Annotated in this window: 16 protein-coding genes; 9 read left to right on the forward strand and 7 right to left on the reverse strand. The window is 59.2% G+C overall.

Translation table 11 applies throughout. The features are described from left to right. Positions 1–61 precede the first annotated feature (61 nt). The 5 genes from AAFX04_00580 to AAFX04_00600 all read left to right on the forward strand — a co-directional run bounded on the left by AAFX04_00580 (position 62) and on the right by AAFX04_00600 (position 6,380). Entirely contained in the window at positions 62–619 is a 558-nt protein-coding gene (locus tag AAFX04_00580; protein MEO1043915.1) for a cupin domain-containing protein, read from the forward strand. 155 nt (positions 620–774) lie between these two features. After that, positions 775–2,295, forward strand: a complete 1,521-nt coding sequence (locus AAFX04_00585; GenBank protein ID MEO1043916.1) for a hypothetical protein — start codon at positions 775–777, stop codon at positions 2,293–2,295. Positions 2,296–2,498: 203 nt separating this feature from the next. Continuing rightward, entirely contained in the window at positions 2,499–3,398 is a 900-nt protein-coding gene (locus AAFX04_00590) for a right-handed parallel beta-helix repeat-containing protein (GenBank protein MEO1043917.1), read from the forward strand. A gap of 203 nt (positions 3,399–3,601) precedes the next feature. Further along, positions 3,602–5,728 carry a protein-disulfide reductase DsbD domain-containing protein gene (locus AAFX04_00595; GenBank protein ID MEO1043918.1) on the forward strand — a complete coding sequence of 709 codons (2,127 nt, stop codon included), beginning with the start codon at positions 3,602–3,604 and terminating at the stop codon, positions 5,726–5,728. 25 nt (positions 5,729–5,753) lie between these two features. After that, a complete protein-coding gene (locus tag AAFX04_00600) occupies positions 5,754–6,380 on the forward strand; it encodes a thioredoxin family protein (protein ID MEO1043919.1) in 627 nt (208 codons plus the stop codon). Positions 6,381–6,534: 154 nt separating this feature from the next. Here the strand turns inward: AAFX04_00600 and AAFX04_00605 are convergent, their stop codons facing one another. From AAFX04_00605 to uvrB, 3 genes are all read right to left on the reverse strand, one after another. Further along, a complete protein-coding gene (locus tag AAFX04_00605) occupies positions 6,535–6,855 on the reverse strand; it encodes a HigA family addiction module antitoxin (protein MEO1043920.1) in 321 nt (106 codons plus the stop codon). Next, positions 6,824–7,111 carry a type II toxin-antitoxin system RelE/ParE family toxin gene (locus AAFX04_00610; protein ID MEO1043921.1) on the reverse strand — a complete coding sequence of 96 codons (288 nt, stop codon included), beginning with the start codon at positions 7,109–7,111 and terminating at the stop codon, positions 6,824–6,826. The genes AAFX04_00605 and AAFX04_00610 overlap by 32 nt, the downstream gene beginning before the upstream one ends. 180 nt (positions 7,112–7,291) lie before the next feature. After that, positions 7,292–9,475 carry an excinuclease ABC subunit UvrB gene (gene uvrB, locus AAFX04_00615; protein ID MEO1043922.1) on the reverse strand — a complete coding sequence of 728 codons (2,184 nt, stop codon included), beginning with the start codon at positions 9,473–9,475 and terminating at the stop codon, positions 7,292–7,294. A 155-nt stretch (positions 9,476–9,630) separates the two neighbouring features. On the opposite strand from uvrB, the gene AAFX04_00620 reads away from it, so the two are divergent. Genes AAFX04_00620 through AAFX04_00635 form a run of 4 tightly spaced genes read left to right on the forward strand, consistent with a single transcriptional unit; the run spans position 9,631 to position 12,022 of the window. Beyond that, positions 9,631–10,197, forward strand: coding sequence for a DUF3617 domain-containing protein (locus AAFX04_00620; protein MEO1043923.1), 567 nt, complete (start codon positions 9,631–9,633; stop codon positions 10,195–10,197). Between the two features lie 28 nt (positions 10,198–10,225). Then, positions 10,226–10,627: a VOC family protein gene (locus AAFX04_00625; GenBank protein ID MEO1043924.1), complete on the forward strand. Its 402-nt coding sequence runs from the start codon at positions 10,226–10,228 to the stop codon at positions 10,625–10,627. Beyond that, the gene (locus AAFX04_00630; protein MEO1043925.1) at positions 10,620–11,741 is read left to right on the forward strand and encodes a serine hydrolase domain-containing protein; all 1,122 of its coding nucleotides are present in this window, start codon (positions 10,620–10,622) and stop codon (positions 11,739–11,741) included. Before AAFX04_00625 ends, AAFX04_00630 begins: the two co-directional genes overlap by 8 nt. Next, the gene (locus AAFX04_00635) at positions 11,738–12,022 is read left to right on the forward strand and encodes an HNH endonuclease (GenBank protein ID MEO1043926.1); all 285 of its coding nucleotides are present in this window, start codon (positions 11,738–11,740) and stop codon (positions 12,020–12,022) included. The genes AAFX04_00630 and AAFX04_00635 overlap by 4 nt, the downstream gene beginning before the upstream one ends. Positions 12,023–12,039: 17 nt before the next feature. Here AAFX04_00635 and AAFX04_00640 read toward each other — a convergent pair whose 3' ends face one another. The 4 genes from AAFX04_00640 to AAFX04_00655 form a co-directional block, all read right to left on the reverse strand. Continuing rightward, complete coding sequence (locus AAFX04_00640) at positions 12,040–12,750, reverse strand: glutathione S-transferase family protein (GenBank protein MEO1043927.1); 711 nt, start codon at positions 12,748–12,750, stop codon at positions 12,040–12,042. 85 nt (positions 12,751–12,835) lie between these two features. Continuing rightward, positions 12,836–14,191 (reverse strand): YceI family protein, encoded by a 1,356-nt coding sequence (locus AAFX04_00645; GenBank protein MEO1043928.1) that lies wholly within the window; start codon positions 14,189–14,191, stop codon positions 12,836–12,838. Further along, positions 14,188–15,267, reverse strand: a complete 1,080-nt coding sequence (locus AAFX04_00650; protein MEO1043929.1) for a glutathione S-transferase family protein — start codon at positions 15,265–15,267, stop codon at positions 14,188–14,190. Before AAFX04_00650 ends, AAFX04_00645 begins: the two co-directional genes overlap by 4 nt. Positions 15,268–15,320: 53 nt before the next feature. After that, positions 15,321–17,690: a TonB-dependent receptor gene (locus AAFX04_00655; GenBank protein MEO1043930.1), complete on the reverse strand. Its 2,370-nt coding sequence runs from the start codon at positions 17,688–17,690 to the stop codon at positions 15,321–15,323. Between the last annotated feature and the right edge of the window lie 119 nt (positions 17,691–17,809).

The following is a 17,809-nucleotide window of genomic DNA, read 5'->3' on the forward strand; positions in this document are numbered from 1 at the left end:
CCGTTTGTCGGGCTTCGGGCTCCATGATAGCGTCATGCATAACAGACAGGAGAGCATGACCATGGCAGCATTTGACGACGCGCTGAGGCGCATCATTACCGGTGACACGCCCGGGGGTGAGTCCTTCATCATGATCGATGACGGTCCGTCCTCGAGCATGGGTGATGTGGATGCCGGCGGGCTATTCGAAATCTGGGAAGATGCTTCGAGCGGTGCGCTTGACCCCAAGGCAGGTGACGATCTGGGTACCGCCAGGCCGGTGCTGGGACCCCGCAAGGGCAATTTTCAGGTGCGTTGGTTTGTCGTCAATCCGCTGCCCGAAGGCGTGCCCAAGCCGCAGCTCGATGCGCTGGTCAAACAGGCCTTTGCCCAGGCCGATGGTGACCGGCATATGATCGACCAGTCGCGCCATCCGGCGATGCACGAGACGCACAGTATCGATGTTATCTGCCTGCTGCAGGGCGAGGTGTCGCTGATCCTCGAAAGCGGCGAACCGACACGGCTGAAACCCGGCAATGTCGTTATCCAGCGCGGCACCAACCATGCTTGGGAAGCACATGGCGGCCCGGCGCTGCTGCTGGCCGTTCTGATCGACCGGGAACTGGTGGGCGAAGCATAGATAAATATCTCATCCGATGAGCTGAATACAGGCTTGCACCCGGGCACTGACGCCATAAAGTTGACGCCAATATATAGTAGATACTGAGTCGATGGCGATGAAAAGGGGCAGGCAATATGATGCGGTTTCGCAGTGTTTTGGCAGCATCAACGATCTTGGCACTGCCAGTTGGCGCAACGGCTCTGCAAAGCGATGACGCTGCGCTGGAAAAGCTCTGCCGTTCAACCGAAATCACTGCACCGGATAGCTGCCCCTGCACCATCACCAAGGCGCGCGCAGCCAAAGTCTCGGACAGCGACATGCAATCACTGTTCACCGATGATGGCCACAGTACACCAGTCGATCAGGCTGTTTATGGCCGCTTCTGGCAAGTCAAGGCGCAATGCATCGCTGAAGCCACCATGGCGAGCATGGGGATCAGCCCCGGCAATCCTTTGCCTGGTGTTCCGGCCAATATGCGCCCACAAATGCCGGGAGCAGTTCCGCCTCCAGTGCCGGTGGAGACGCCGGCACCGGCTGTTGCAGCAACGCAAGCCGGTTCAGCCACTTCCACAGCGGCGCTTTCGGTGCCGTCAGGCATTGCGGTGATCACAAACACTATCAAGAGCAATATCGGCGGTCCCGATATTATCGAAGAGACTTACAAGCTGACCAATTTCGATTTCGTTTTTGGCTATGACGAGGGCATTGCTGACAGTCCGGGCCTGTTCTCCAAAGCGAAACAGCGCGGGCAACAAGAGCTGGCGGAATGGCGAAAAACCTATGACAGACAGGAAAGAATTCGCCCCTATACCCAGCATGGCTGGTCCACCTATGGCAGTCTCGACCGCTTGCTGACCGTATCGGTTACCGGTTCCACCAATAACCGGCCTCAGGGGCAGTTTCTCGATGCCTATCTGTGGGACAGCGAACTCGACCGTGAGATAAGCTGGACCGATGTGTTTGATGCACGGCTGTGGAACGGCAAGGTCAGGCGGCAATATTGCGCCAGCCTCCAGGCCGAACGTATAAAGCGTGGGACAGAGCGGAACACATCCTGCCCTGATTTTGACCAGTTGTTGATTGGCTTTGAGCAAGGTGATGCTGGGCAACGCAATCTGGTGTTTTCGGCGCTGGCCTATATCGCCGGGAGCTATGCCGAAGGCCCTTATGATGTCAAAATGCCGCTGGACGACAGCCTTTTGGCAGCAGTAAAGCCGGAATATCGCAGCCTATTAGGCCTCGATCCATCGAGTGGTGCAGATGTGGTGGCGCTGACCGACCGTCTTGGCATGGTCATTCTCGGCCCACCGCATTTCCGACAACAGCCGGATTGTGTGACCGAAATCTATCTCGCTCCGGAAAATGCCGGTTCTCCGGGCAATATCGAGGATATCCAGGTGCTGATTGCGCGCTCGGGTGGCTTGATATTCGCCAGTGGCGGACTGCTGGGCGTTGATGACACCACATCCGGGCTGGTTCTGGATGGCCGCTTCCGCAATCTGCCAAATTCCGAGTTCAACCCTGAAACAAAGTCCACCCGCTACAGTTCGGGCAGCATCAGCTTCGAATATCGCGAGAAAACCGCCTATGCCCAGATTTCTTATGGCGGCTGGAGCATTGGCGAGGCGGTGCTCAGCGTCGATGGCGAGACAGTCCGCATTCCGGCCCTGTCGCAATCCTATCAGTGCACCTGATCGTCGGCGGGCCTTAACCTCTTCTGGCAAAGCGCACCCAAAATGGCACAGCGCGTTGTCAGGGCTGGCCGTACTGCGGATAAGGCGATAGTCTTCGAAATAACCCCATTTGTCGCCGGAGATGTCTGATGGCCCGCGCATTCCCCCGCTTTCTGTCCCTGTTCTCGCTTGCTGCAGCGTCCGCGCTGGTTGCTACACCGCTCTTGACCAGTAATACCGCGCAGGCGCAGCAGGGTGGCGGTTTTACCGTCGCCGAGACCGGCAAGCGCTTCAACAGCCTCGACCAGGCGGTGAAAAGCATCGGTAATTCCCGAGGCACCATAGAGATCGCACCGGGTACCTATCGCGACTGTGCGGTACAGACTGGCGGCTATGTGGTTTATCAGGCCGCCCAGCCGGGTAGCGTGATTTTCGATGGTGGTATTTGTGAGAGCAAGGCGGCGCTTGTTCTGCGTGGTCAGGGTGCCGAGATTCGCGGGTTGATCTTTCAGAACATGCAGGTTCCCGACCTTAATGGCGCGGGTATTCGTCACGAGCGCGGCCAGGTGACTGTCGTCAACAGCTGGTTCCGCAATTCACAACAAGGCATATTGACCGCCAATGATCCGCAGGGGTCGTTGACCATCGACAAGAGTACCTTTTCCGGCCTTGGCCGCTGTGGCGGTGGCCGGGGCTGTGCCCATTCCATCTATATCGGCCAGCTCGGTTCATTGACCGTCACCCGCAGCCGTTTCGAACAGGGCACGGGTGGCCACTATGTCAAAACCCGGGCACCCAGGGTACGGATCATCGGCAACAGCTTTGACGATACCAAGGGTGTCACCACCAATTACATGATCGATCTGTCGATCGGCGCGGTGGGTGAGATCAGCAACAATCTCTTCGTCCAGGGCCGCAACAAGGAAAACTGGAGCGCGTTCATTGCTGTCGGTCCCGAGGGTCAGCAGAATCCGAGCAATGGACTGACCATCACCGGTAATGATGCGCGGATCGCTCCCGGCGTCGACCGCAATACCTGGTTCGTCGCCGACTGGCGCGGTGAACCGCTGAATATCAGCGGCAACAAGCTGGGGCGGGGCCTGACACGCTATCAGAAGCGCTAGGCACTGACGCTCCGCACCGTTCTTCACAGCAATATCTTTGCGCGGCTGTAACATTTTCCTGCATTGACGCTAATCAGACTATAAGTACGGGGTGATTGCCGCTGCCGCCTTGTTGTCGTGTCTGCCGGGCATAGCTGGCAACGCGGCTTGGCGACACGTCCGGAAACGCTATATAGCCGATTGATGCAGGAAATACCGACCCGATGAATCGCACCATGCCCTTCCCGCTGATCCAGCCCGTCGCGCTGCTACTGGCGCTTTTGACGATGCTTATGCCTATCATTCCGGCACAGGCGCAAAATGCCTTTGGTGGCGGTGAACCCAATATCACCGCCGCTTTCGAACTGGAGAGCGAGGCACCAAAGCCGGGTGAAACGGTGACATTGGCGCTGACCATGTCACCGGCACCGACCTGGCATGGCTATTGGGCCAATCCCGGTGATGCCGGCATTCCGGCAACGCTGAAATGGACTCTGCCCGAAGGCGTCGGCATTGGTGAACTCAGCTATCCGGTACCCGACACGCTGGTCATCGGCGGTATCATGAACTTCATCTATGAAGAAGATTATGCGCTGCTGATGCCGCTGACGCTCGACGCGTCGATTGCGCCGGGAACCGAATTGCCGGTCTCGGTCAAGGCCGAATGGCTCGCCTGCACCGATGAAATCTGCGTACCGGAAGAGGATGAACTCAGCTTCACCGTCATTGCTGGCGATGGGACGGTTTCCGATGATGCGCGCGCGCGTTTTGATGGCTGGCGTGCGCGGCTTCCCGCGCCTTTGGGTAATGAGGCCAGCTATGCGGTTTCGGGCGAAACGATCCGCATCAGCATCCCTTTTCCGGCCACCAGCGAAATTGAAGAGCCCTATTTTTTCCCGCTCACCGATGGTGTGGTCGACTATAGCGCGCCGCAGACGGTGCTGCGTCAGGGCGATAATCTGGTGATCGAGACCGGAGCGCGTTCAATCGGTGGTGTGCCGCTCCAGGGCGTGTTGCGCATCGGCGCGCATCAGGGACTCAGTCTGACAGCCAGGGATATCGGCGCGGACGGCTTTGCCGGACTGGGTGACGGTGCAGTTGCCATGGATGGCGCTGGTTCGGGGTCGGCGCTAGCCGATGCCGGCATGGCGACCTTCCTGCTGGCCTTTGGCGGCGCGATTATCGGCGGGTTGCTGCTCAATATCTTCCCCTGTGTCTTCCCGATCCTCAGCCTGAAAGCGATCAGCCTGGCCAAGGCGGGCGGTGCGGAAAGCCATGCCCGCCGCGATGCGCTGGCCTATACTGCCGGGATCGTGCTTTTCTGTCTGGCACTGGGCGGGGCGATGCTGGCACTGCGTGCTTTCGGGGCCGAGATCGGCTGGGGCTTCCAGCTGCAGGATCCACGCATCATTTTCGTGCTGCTGATCCTGTTCACCGCCATTGCCTTCAATCTCGCTGGGCTGTTCGAGCTTGGCACTGTTGCCGTTGGTGACGGCCTGGCCAGTCAGAGCGGTGCCAGGGGCGCCTTCTGGACCGGGGCATTGGCGGCATTGGTGGCGACGCCGTGCAGCGCGCCGTTTATGGCCACCGCCATGGGTGCGGCGATTGTCTTGCCGCCATTGGCAGGGATGCTGATTTTTGTCGGGCTTGGTCTCGGCCTGGCGCTGCCTTTCCTGATCCTCGGCTTCGCCCCGCCATTGCGCAAGATGATGCCGCGACCCGGGCCATGGATGGATACTTTCCGCCGGATCATGTCGGTGCCGATGTTCATCTCGGTGCTGGCACTGGCCTGGCTGCTGGGTCAGCAGACCGGCAATGAGGGCCTGATGATAGGCCTTTCCGGAGCGATGATCTTCGCGCTGTTCCTGTGGTGGGTCGGCCGCCGCCAGCAGCGCGGTGCAGAGCGCAGCTGGCTGCCGGCCGCTCCGGCGCTGGCGGCGGCTGTAGCGGCCCTGCTGGTGCTCCCGGTGGCTGCGGGGGGCAGTGCCGGTGTCTCTGCCGAGACCGCCGGCGAGACGCTGGCGAGTGAAGCGTTCAGCGAGACCAGATTGGCCAGCCTGCGCGCCGAGGGTCGCCCGGTCTTCGCCTATTTTACCGCCGACTGGTGCATCACCTGCAAGGCCAATGAAGCCGCGGCAGTGCAGCGTCAGGCCACCGCAGACGCCTTTGCCGGGGCCGATGTCGCGGTGCTGAAAGGCGACTGGACCCGCCGCGATGCCGAGATTACCCGTTATCTGGAAGAGCATGGCCGCTCGGGCGTACCGCTCTATGTCTATTATGCGCCGGGCGGCGAAGCCAAAATATTGCCGCAAGTGCTGACCGTGGATACGCTGACCTCGTTGGTGTCCTGACCGCGTTACATAAGGGAGAAACAAGATGCTGAAACAGACTCTGATCGCTACCGCCATCACCGGTGCCACGCTGGGCGGCTATGCCCTGATCGCGCCGTCACAGGCAGCGGTGCAGAACGGCGCAGAGGCACGTGGTTTCATGCTCACCAATGCCGATGGCGAGAGGGTATCGTTGCGCGATTTCAAGGGTAAGACGGTGGTGCTCGAATGGCATAATCCCGGCTGCCCCTTCGTGCAGAAACATTATAACAGCGGCAATATGCAGCAGACCCAGGCTGCCGCGAAGGCCGATGGCGTGGTATGGCTGACGATCAACTCGGGTGCCGCGGGCAAGCAGGGCGACCTCACCGCCGATGAAGCGAGGGCGATGATTGCCGATCAGGATTTCAATTCTGCCCATTATTTGTTCGACCGCGATGGCCGCGTAGGCAAAGCCTATGGCGCTAAGACCACACCGCATATGTATATCATCGATGGCACCGGCATGCTGGTTTATCAGGGCGGTATTGACGATAAACCCACCGCCAATCAGGCCGATATCCCCGGCGCGCGCAACCATGTCACCGAGGCGCTGAAAGAGATCAAAGCGGGTAAGGCGGTATCGGTCGCCAGCAGCCGGCCCTATGGCTGTTCGGTGAAATATGCGTCTTAAATCAGGTTAGATTACTCGACTCTAATCGCACAGAATCGTCATTGCGAGCAGCGAAGCGACGAAGCAATCCAGAGCTTGCGCGAGTTGCCCTGGATTGCTTCGCTGCGCTCGCAATGACGATAAAGTTTGACGTGCTTATGCTCTGGCCAAAGCGCTATTCGGCATATTCCGTAATCTTGTCGAGCTCATCGCCATGCTCGCGGCGGAACTCTTCAAGATCAAAGTGGTTCTGCAAGCGAAGAAAGAAGCCGGGCGACATCGCAAAATAGCGCCCAAGTCGCAGATCAAGGTCAGCATCAACAGCGATTTCTTCATCCAGTAAACGCTGCAGCTTGGCTTGATTAATACCGGCTTCACGGGCCACTTTCTCTGTTGGTATATCGCTTCCGATAAGGAATTCTTCGCGCAGTATCTCGCCGGGATGGATAGTATCCAGCCGGTCATTACCCTCGGTGATAGTCCTCGATGCGGACATTTTCTGCGCCTCCATCCGACCAGTTGAAGGTGATCCTCCATTGCTGGTTGATGCGGATGCTATAGCGCAAAGGGTCATAGCCCTTCAACTGTTCAAAGCGGTTGCCCCTTGGCTGGCGCAGCTCCTGAAGCTGTTCAATGGCATCGAGTTGCAGCAATTTGCGCAGCGCCGTGCGCTGGATATCAGGCGGCAGCTTGCGGCTGCGTTGATAATTCCAGATGTGCTCGGTTTCTCTGTCAGAAAAGCTGCGGATCATGACTGCCTCTTTTAATGTGCAGCCTTCTATTGATAAGAAAATTGAAGATTATGCAACAGTAGGAGAATCCGTTGACACCAGTGCATTTCTGTATCTTTCCGCAGAAATGAAGTGATCACAGAGATTCTATATCCAATGAAATCATAAACTTAATGCGAAGATGGAGGGAAGAAAATTTTTTCACCCCATCTTCCGCTGCGTCTTGCCATAGCGCATTTTGCGCGTGCCCGGCTTGCCCTCGGTGGCGCGGCCTTTCACCGGCGTCTTATGTTCCCCCTCCGGCAACCCTAGCTCATCCGCCTCCAACCGCCGAATTTCGTCACGTAACCGCCCGGCTTCCTCGAACTCCAGATCCGCCGCCGCATCGCGCATGCGTTTTTCGAGGTCCTTGATATAGGCGCGCAGATTGTGGCCGACGAGGTGCGGGGTTTCCTCATCGCCGGTGTCGACGGTGACGCTGTCCTGATTGGTGACATGGCCGACAATATCGCCGATATTTTTCTTGATCGTCTGCGGCGTGATGCCATGTTCTTCATTATAAGCGAGCTGCTTCTCGCGGCGGCGGCTGGTTTCGTTGAGGGCACGTTCCATGCTGCCGGTGATGCGGTCGGCATAGAGGATCACCCGGCCATCAACATTGCGCGCGGCGCGGCCAATGGTCTGGATCAGCGAGGTTTCGGAGCGCAGGAAACCCTCCTTGTCGGCGTCGAGAATGGCGACCAGCCCGCATTCGGGAATATCCAGCCCCTCGCGCAGCAGGTTGATGCCGACCAGCACGTCATAAACGCCAAGGCGCAGATCGCGGATCAGTTCGATACGCTCCAGCGTTTCGACGTCCGAATGCATATAGCGCACCTTGATCCCCGCCTCATGCATGAACTCGGTCAGGTCCTCGGCCATGCGCTTGGTCAGTGTCGTCACCAGCGTGCGATAGCCCTTTTCAGCGGTCTTGCGCGCTTCGTTGATCAGGTCATCGACCTGCTCCTCAACCGGTTTGATCTCGACCGGCGGATCGATCAGGCCGGTGGGGCGGATCACCTGTTCGGAGAACACGCCGCCCGTCTGTTCCATTTCCCAGCTTCCGGGCGTCGCCGAGACGCAGACGGTTTGTGGCCGCATAGCGTCCCATTCATTGAAGCGCAGCGGGCGGTTGTCGATACAGCTTGGCAGGCGGAAGCCATATTCGGCGAGTGTGATCTTGCGCCGATGGTCGCCGCGCGCCATCGCGCCGACCTGTGGGATGGTCTGGTGGCTCTCGTCCACGAACAGCAGCGCATTATCGGGCAAATACTCGAACAATGTCGGCGGTGGCTCGCCAGGCAGGCGACCGGTGAGGAAGCGGCTGTAATTCTCGATACCTGCGCAGGAACCCGTAGCCCCGATCATCTCGAGATCGAAATGGGTGCGCTGCTCCAGCCGCTGTGCCTCAAGCAGACGTCCCTCGGTCTCCAGCTCTTTCAGCCGCACCGAAAGCTCGAATTTTATCGCTTCGGTCGCCTGTTTCATCGTTGGACCCGGGGTTACATAGTGCGAATTGGCGAACACCTTGACCCGGTCGAGCCTGGTGCCCTTTTTGCCGGTCAGCGGATCGAATTCGGCAATCTCCTCAATCTCGTCGCCAAAAAAGGAGATGCGCCAGGCCATATCCTCATAGTGCGACGGGAAAATCTCCAGATTGTCGCCGCGCACACGGAAGGTGCCGCGCGCAAAGGCCGCATCATTGCGCTTATACTGCAATGCCACCAGCTTGCGGATCAACTCGCGCTGATCGACCGTCTCGCCTTTTTTGATCTCGAAGATCATTGCCGAATAGGTCTCGACCGAGCCGATGCCATAAAGACAGGAGACCGAGGCAACGATGAGCACATCGTCGCGTTCCAGCAAGGACCGTGTCGCCGAGTGGCGCATCCGGTCAATCGCTTCATTTACCGAGCTTTCCTTCTCGATATAGGTGTCGGAGCGCGGCACATAGGCCTCGGGCTGGTAATAGTCATAGTAGCTGACGAAATATTCGACCGCATTGTCAGGGAAGAACTGCTTGAACTCGCCATAAAGCTGCGCCGCCAATATCTTGTTCGGCGCCAGCACCAGTGCCGGGCGCTGCAACTCTTCGACCACCTTGGCCATAGTGAAGGTCTTGCCCGATCCGGTAACGCCGAGCAGCACCTGATCCTTCTCCCCGTCGCGCGCGGTCTCCACCAGCTCCTTTATCGCGGTCGGCTGGTCACCAGCGGGTGCATAATCGCTGACCAGCTTGAACGGTTGCCCGCCCTCAGCCTTGTCCGGCCGGGCAGGTTTATGCGGCACAAATTCGCCGCTGGTATTGGGCTCGTCCAGCCCGCGTCGGATAATCAACTCGCTCATGCCGCCAATATGCGAACAGCAGGCGGCGACCGCAATGGTTTTGCCGCAGTATCGACAGCACAGTATCGACTGCGACAATACTTGCCGCGCGCGTCTGGCATGGTAGGGTGGAAACAGGTCGCGTTTCCATCATCCTGATATTGGGGAGAATCCATATGCGCCTGTCTGTTTTGTCTGCCATTTCCGTTGCCGCGTTGATCGTGGCCGGTTGCGGCAATGAGTCCGCCGATGCCGATGGCGACGGTACCATCACCCAGGAAGAAGTCGACGCCAAGATCAAGAGCGAGATGGGGTCGGTGTCGATCAAGCCGGGTAAATGGGAGAATACCGTCGAGTTCACCTCGTTCGAATTTGATGAAAGCAAGATCCCGCCCGAGGCAAAAGGCATGGTCGATGCCATGATGAAGGGCATGGTCGGCCAGAAAATGACCACCAGCGAATGCATCACACCGGAGGAAGCCAGTAAGCCGGAAGCCAAATTTTTCAGCGGCAATAATAATCAGGATTGTGACTATAAGGACTTCAACATGTCCGGCGGCAAGATGCGCATGGAGATGAGCTGCAAGAACAGGGACGGGACCGCTGCAGATATGGTGCTGACCGGAACCTATGCCGACACCAGCTTCACCATGAACATGGAGGTAGATGGCGACTCCGGCGAGATGGGCCCTGTGCGGATGACAGCAGAAGTCGTCGGCAAACGCGTGGGAGAGTGCGGCTAACCCTGCTCCCGAGCCATAGGAGAAAATGATGATCGGCTATGTCACATTGGGCACCGACAATATTGCCCGGGCCCAGGCATTTTATGACGCCCTGCTCGCCACCATTGGCGCCAAGCGGCTGATGACCATGTCGGAGGAGGATGGTTCCTTCACCATCTGGGGCACCGGTTTTGACAAGCCGGGCCTTGCCATTACCCGGCCGTATAACCGCGAACCGGCGGACAAGGGCAATGGCAATATGGTGGCGCTGATGCTGGAAAACCGGCCTCAGGTCGATGCCTTTCATGCCAAGGCGATAGAGCTGGGCGGGAGCGACGAAGGTGCACCGGGCCTGCGCGGTGATGATGGACCCATGGCCTTTTATGCCGCCTATTTCCGCGATGCGGATGGCAACAAGCTGTGCGCTTATAAGATCGGCCCGGATGGCTGAACCGGTGATGCTGAGAGCGCTGGCCATGCTGGTGCTGGCCGCGCTGGCGTCTCCGGCCACGGCGCAGACGCCGGCACGGTCTGCGCCGCCATCGCCTGTAAACATGGTGCTGTACCATCAGCCGGGCGCGCCGGTGTCAGTTGCAGTGTCTGGCGATGCCGGGTTGGCGGGACGGCCCGTCCGCGCCGATATGCCGGTGCGTATTGCCTCGATTTCCAAGCTGGTCACCGCACTTGGCGTGATGCGGCTTGTCGATCAGGGCCAACTTGATCTCGACCGTGATGTCTCTGCCTATCTCGGCTGGCCGCTGCGTAACCCCGCCTTTCCCGATATGCCGGTGACGCTGCGCATGCTGTTGTCGCACACCGCAAGCCTGACCGATGCTGCCGGCTATTATCTGCCGCTCGATGGCAAGCTGCGCCCGCTGTTCGAAGACCCTGCAGCATGGGATCCCGACCATGCGCCGGGCAGCGGTCATTTTCATTACGCCAACAGCGCTTCGCCGGTGATCGCGGCGGTGATGGAACGGGTGACCGGCCAGCGTTTCGATATGATCATGCAGCAGCAGGTATTTGATCCGCTGGCATTGCGGGCGTGTTTCAACTGGAGCGGCTGTTCACGGCAGCAGCGTGACAAAGCGATTACCCTCTTACGACCCGATGGCGCGCTGGCCAAGGATCCGCCCCTTGCCGGTGGCGAAGCCGAATGCGCCTTTGTGCCTGCAGCGGATGGCCGCTGCGATCCGGCATTTTATGTTCTCGGTGAAAATGGCTCGACTTTCTCGCCCCAGGGCGGACTCAGGGTTTCGGCACGCGAATTGATGGTTATCGGCAAGCTGTTGGCAAGCGATGATCGTGATTTCCTTTCCGCTCAAGCCTGGCAGGAAATGCGCGCGGTGCAATGGCGCGCCAGCGACCAGAACACCGATGGCCCGCAGCAATGGGCGCTGGGGCTGGAGCTGCAGCCGGGGGGCTGGATCGGTCATTCGGGCAATGCCTATGGCCTACGCGCCGGGCTCTGGGCCAACCGCCAGACGGGCGAGGTCAAGGTGACCATCGTCACCATGGTCGACGAGGCCACTCCTGAGGGAGCGTGTCTTAAGCACTGTCCGTGAGCGAGGCTGACGAACAATATTGCTGGCTATGTTCACGCCCCTTGGGACGGCGGGTCGAATGGCATCATCCGGTGCCCAAAAGCCGGGGTGGTCGCGAGACAGTGCCACTGCATCCGATCTGTCATCGCACCATCCACGCCACTTTCAACAATGCCGAACTGGCGCGATCATATGCCAGTGCGGAGGCGCTGCGTAGCCACCCGGATATTGCCCGTTTTGTCGCCTGGATTGGAGATAAACCGCCCGATTTCCACGCTCCGACGCGACGGGCACGGCGCTAGGCCTATCCGTCTCGGCGTCACGCAAAGTCGGGAAACCACAATGCGGTGCAGCGCTCGGTATAGGCGCTGAGCACAGGATGCTGCAGTGCCGACTCACGCAATCGGCTCGATACCGCAGGTGCAAGGATATTGGCAATTATCGGATAGGCGGTGGCGTCGAGTGCGGTCGGGTTATCGCCGAACATATAGTCTTGCTGATTCAGTTGGGCCGCCAATGCGGCAATATCTTCGGCACCGAGACGGTATATATCTGCAGCGCTGTGGCGCCCCAGACCATGGCCATGCAGCGCCGCCCGTACCTGACGTCTTGCAATGACCGGCACGATGTTGCGCATCAAAGGTGGCATTTGACCAAACCAGAATTGCCCCGTTATCTGCCAGTTGGCGTCGTCGATCCAGCGGCTGTGGACGAGCGCCCAATAGAGCCGCTCCTCGATCATGCGCGCCATGGCGTGGCTGACGGCGCGTTGCTGCGGTGACAGGCCGGTATGAAAATCCGCGCCATGCTGCTGTTCCAGATGGCGCTGGATGAAATGGCTGTCGGCGATATCCTGTCCGTTATCGACGATATAGGGCAGCTTTCCCTTGGGGCTTTTGCGCGGATCATCGATGATCTCGACGGCATAGTCGAGCCCTGCCAGTTTCAGCAATATCTCTGCCTTCATGCAGAATGGGCTGGGGCAGGGCACACCCATGCCCGAGCGGAACTGAACCAGTGTAATTGGCATTATCTCATCCTTTCGCCCGAAATCTAGCAGCACGGGCAGAGCATGCCAGAGCGCAATAGGTGCATAGGCGCACCGCCCTGTTGTTTCATCGCTCGGCCGAAAAGGTGAAACGCACCTGCACCGTGTCGCCGAGAGCGCCGTAATTGCCCTCGGCAATGCCGAAAGCTGCGCGGTTGATGCTGGCGTTGCCATTGGCGCGGGCGCTGTTACCCTGGATATCGAGGGTGAAGCGCAACGTTACCGGCTGGCTGACGCCGCGCAGGCTGAGCGTGCCCGGTGCTTCATAGCGGTTGCCGCCCAGCGAGCGGATGGAGCTGGAGCGGAAGCGTGCCTGCGGACTGGTGGCAATGGCAAAGAAATCGGCGCCTGGCAGGGCTTCGTCGACCTGGGCTTCGCCGGTGCGCGCCGAGGCAAGGCCGATGGTGACGTCGATGCTGGACTGATCGAGCGCGTCCGCGCCGAAGCGGATCGCGGCGCGCCAGTCGGAAAAAGTGCCGCGCACCGTCTCGCCATTCCAGTCAAAGGCGAAGCCGATCGGCTGTCTGTCGCTGACGGACCAGTCATAGGCGGTGGCAGAAGGTTGTTCGGGTTTATCCGCTTCTTCCGCGACTGTCTCTGCTTCGGTGTCATTCTCCTCGGTGTCTTCAGGATCATCCCCGGCTCCCTCGACAGCGTCCTCAGGGGCGGTTTCGTCGCTGACTGGTGCGCTGCTAACCGGTTTTTCGCGCGTGGAGGCGGTGTCGGGAGCCGGGCTTCCGTTGCGGCCCTGCTGCTGCAGTCCAGCCCGGTTCTGCCCCCATAGTGCCAGACTCAACGCGGCGGCGACCAGCAATGCTATGATCACTGCTCCGGAATTGGCTCTGTGCCCCAGCGACCCGGGCCATATCCGCGCCAGCAAGGGTTCGCGGCGTAGCCATTGATGCCGTAACGCTCCGGCAATGTGCAACGCAAACAATGCAACGCCGACCCAGCCCAGCGCGCCATGGGTCCATTCCGCTGCGTCGTTGAGCGCGGACTTTGACCCCGCCTCAAGGCTGCCGACCCATGGAATATCGGGCCAGGGCAGAGTATTGAACAGCAGCGTGTCAATATCGAGCTTTGAGGTGGATACCATCAGCCAACCGGTCAGAGGTGCACCGATCATGAAGGCGTAAAGGCCGATATGTACAGCCTTGGCCAGCGCATGGTTGAGCCGGTTATCGGGCAGGGCCGGTGGTGGCGGATTGAGCCAGCGCCAGACAAGCCGCAGTACCGACAGGACCAGGATGGTGATACCAATGGACTTGTGCAGCTGGGTGACGTCAAACAGCCCGGTGGCGATGGTCAACTCTTCCAGTCCACGCCCAAGCCCGAGCTGGAACGCCAGCATCGCAGCGATCATCCAGTGCAGCGCCATGGCGATACCGGAATAGCGCTGCTGCCCGGCGGGAGATGTGGTCATGGTGTTCCGCCGTCAAAGACATTGATCGCCTTGCCGAAGGGCAGACGGTCATCGGGATCATAGCCCGACTGAGCAGCGTTTGTGTCTGCCCATAATATCTCGGCCTCGGGGAAGGGCAGCAGGTCGCGAACATTTTGCTGACCGGCAGGATCCAGAGTGGCAAAGGCCTCGCGCAGCTTTTCGAGGCACCAGACACGATAGCGCGATACTGGCATGTTGCTATAGGCGCAGCCCTGCACCGCCATCGCGAATTTCTCTGCGCCATTGGCATAGGCACGCGCATTGGCCTCAAGCTGTACCAGATGCGTTTCGCAAATCTCTTTCAGCATCGGCGCGACATCTGCCGGCACAGAATCGACAAAATGCGGCGTGCCGGTGGGCCTGGCGTTCCACATTCTGGCAACCCACTCGAACACGGCCGGCGCGCTGTTGCGCATAATCTCCGCCGGGGTCGGGTCCTGGCCGAAATGGCGGAACATCGGCCCCATCATGCCATAATCGGCAAGTGAAGGGGCGCCACCCAGCAGAAAGGGGCGCTGTTCGAGCATGGTGCTCATATGGGCCAGGGCATTGTGATAGCCCTGCTCGACATGGGCACGCGTTTGTGGCGTCACACCATCGCCCAGCACATAGCCATTGACCTGTCGCCGCTCGATCCTGCGCCGCTTGAGAAAGCGCGGTGCGCGGATATTCTGCGTCACCTCGTCGACCAGCACATTGGAAATCAGCATCCGGTCATAAGGATAGCTCCAGCGGAAGTGCATTGCCGCGCGCCACAGCCACTCATCGCCATAATCCTCGATCATCCGGGCAATGAAGCCGACCACCGGATCGGTCGGCATGATGCTGGTTTCCGGATGCTCTCGCTCAAGCTGCAGCAATATCGGCGTGGTGTCGGACATCCAGCGCCCATCACCGCATTCGACCACCGGCATCTGCACGACGCCGGCATTTTGTATCAGCCTGTCGGCATTGCCATAGGGTGTCGGTTCCGACCGATAGCTGATCTGCTTGTAGCGCAGATAGGCTTCGAGCTTGCCGGTATAATAGGAGACACGGGAGCCGTAGACGATCATTATCGTCTTCTATCATCCCGGGCCGGATTGACCAGCCCGGGAATATAGAGCGTTCAGAACTCGAACTGCAATTCGGCGCCGACCTGGCGCCCCCTTGCCAGCGGCGAGAAGGTGCCGCCGGTCGGGAACTGGGCAAAGGGTTGACGCACACCGGTTGACAGCGGCCCGCCAAAGGGGATTTGGGTATCGCCACCAGCCTGCACCTGGTCGAACAGGTTGCGGCCATAGACCGACAAGCTCAGCCCTTCGACCGGGGTCTGCCAGGTGATATTGGCCTCAAGCTGAACAATATCCTGGATGAAGCCCAGATTGTCGTCGGTAAAAGCGAACTCATCACGATATTGCAGGTTGAAACGGCTGAGGATCGTGCTGTTACCCAGATCAAGCTCATGCACCGCACCAACGCCCCAGGTATATTCCGGCACACGCGGAATACGCAGCGCTTCATCACCGGCATCGACGACACCATCGCCGGAAATGTCAAAGCGCACTTCGTCATAGCTGTCGTTGATATAGCCGAAATTGGCGGTGAACAGCAGACTGTCACTCACCCGCATCCGGGCTTCTCCCTCGATCCCGAAGAGCGTGGCATCGGCAGTATTGAGGATGGATTGCAATACGCCGCCTGCATTGGGATCGCTGACGTTCACCTCACGCTGCATATTATTGATCTGGGTGACGTAGGTCGCGAGATTGAGAGTGAAGGCGCCATCCACCGACTGGAACTTGGCGCCAATCTCGAATGTATCGACGCGTTCCTCGTCGAAATTCAGGTTGCCACCATTGCTTGGTACCACGACATTCTCAAAGAAATTCGCGTCAGTAATGCGGAAATTATAGCCGCCCGAGCGGAAACCACGGGTCCAGTGGCCATAAATCTGGCTATTGGAAAATTCATATTGGAAGCCGAGCTTGGGCGACCAGTTGGTGAACACCACATCGTCGACAAAGCCGTTATTCTCTGTCGGGATGAACGGGTTGGTGCCTGCGGTCGGGCAGGTGCCGTCAACCACCGAGCATTCCGGACGCGGGCGGATATAGGTGACGGCCGCATCTTTCTCCTCGCGCGACCAGCGGATGCCGCCGATCAGGCTCAAAGAGTCGGTGATATAGAACTGGCCCTGGCCGAACAGGCCCAGCACCTGATGGTCCTGTTGACCGCCGCCGAAGAAGGTCAGTGCAGAAAGCGGCGGCAGATCGCGCACCTCGGTATAGGCGATGCTCTGGTCGAAATAGAAACCGCCAACAGTGATCTCGATGCCGTCAAAGCTCATCGCATAGCGCAGCTCGTTGGAAATCTGGTCCTGCTCGGTCTCGGTATTGGAGTGGAACAGGAACAGCGGGGTGGCGTCGATATCGGCCAATGTGGTGGCGGCATAGTCGCGATAGCCAAAGATGTTCGTCAGAACGCCCGGGCCGATCTCCCAATCCATGCGCAGGCTGCCGGTCCAGATCTGGGTGTCGTAATTGCCCGGCTCGTCGATCGACAGGTTGAAGCTGTCGCGATCGAAAATGCCGCGGTTCTGCGCCGGAGGGCCATCGCCCTCACTGTCGAAATAATCGAGCTTGGCGACGAAGGTCAGATTGTCGGTCGGCCGGAACTCGAGTGCGCCGCGCAGGATGTAGGTTTCTGCCGCGCCCTGGTTGGAGCCGTCAAACTGGTTGCGGAAATAGCCTTCGTCTTCGTTATAATAGGCGCCGACCTTGAACAGCAGCACATCTTCGATGATCGGGCCGGAGACCACGCCGCTGGCAAAATAGTTGGCACCGCCACGATTGCCATCAACCGGTCCTTCGACCGCTGCACGGAACTTGCCCTGAAATTCTTCGGTCGGGTTGCCAGTGTTGATCAGAACTGCACCGCCAGTCGTGTTCCGCCCGAACAAAATGCCCTGCGGACCGCGCAGAATCTCGACGCTGTCAAGGTCGAAAAGGTCGAACACCACGCCACCATTGAAACCGAGATAGACGCCATCGACAAAGACGCCGACGGTCGGGTCGATCGACGGGATCGAGCTGTTGATGCCGAGTCCACGGATCGAGAAGTTCGCGGTGCCGCGACTGGTGCCGATCTGGTCGAGCGAGATATTGGGTGCCTGGAGGCTCAGACCCTGAATATCGCGTACTTTGAGCGCTTCGAGGCTCTGGTTGTTAAACGCGGTAACTGCAACCGGGACATCCTGCACATCTTCAGGGTTACGCGTCTTGGTACCGGTAACCACGATGACATCGCCCAGCGTATCGATCGCGCTGTCCTGGTCGTCGGCATTATCCTGCTGTGCTTCGGTGGCCTGGACATCTGCGCTCTCGGCAACGTCCTCCGCGCTCTCTGCGGCGTCCATGGCCATGGCGGCCTGCGGCAGCATGGCCAGACCCGCGCCGCCCAGGGCCAGCGCGCGCAGCGATACAGCGGTCAGTTTCATATATCCTCTCCTCATTATATGCGCCCGAAAGGCTTGTGTTCTTATTGTGTCTATATGCGCAATAACGGCTCCGCCCGATCGACGAAAACGCACTGGCTGAAACTTGTGATAGCGTCACC

It is taken from the genome of Pseudomonadota bacterium, from assembly GCA_039818985.1.
Taxonomy (GTDB): domain Bacteria; phylum Pseudomonadota; class Alphaproteobacteria; order Sphingomonadales; family Sphingomonadaceae; genus Alterisphingorhabdus.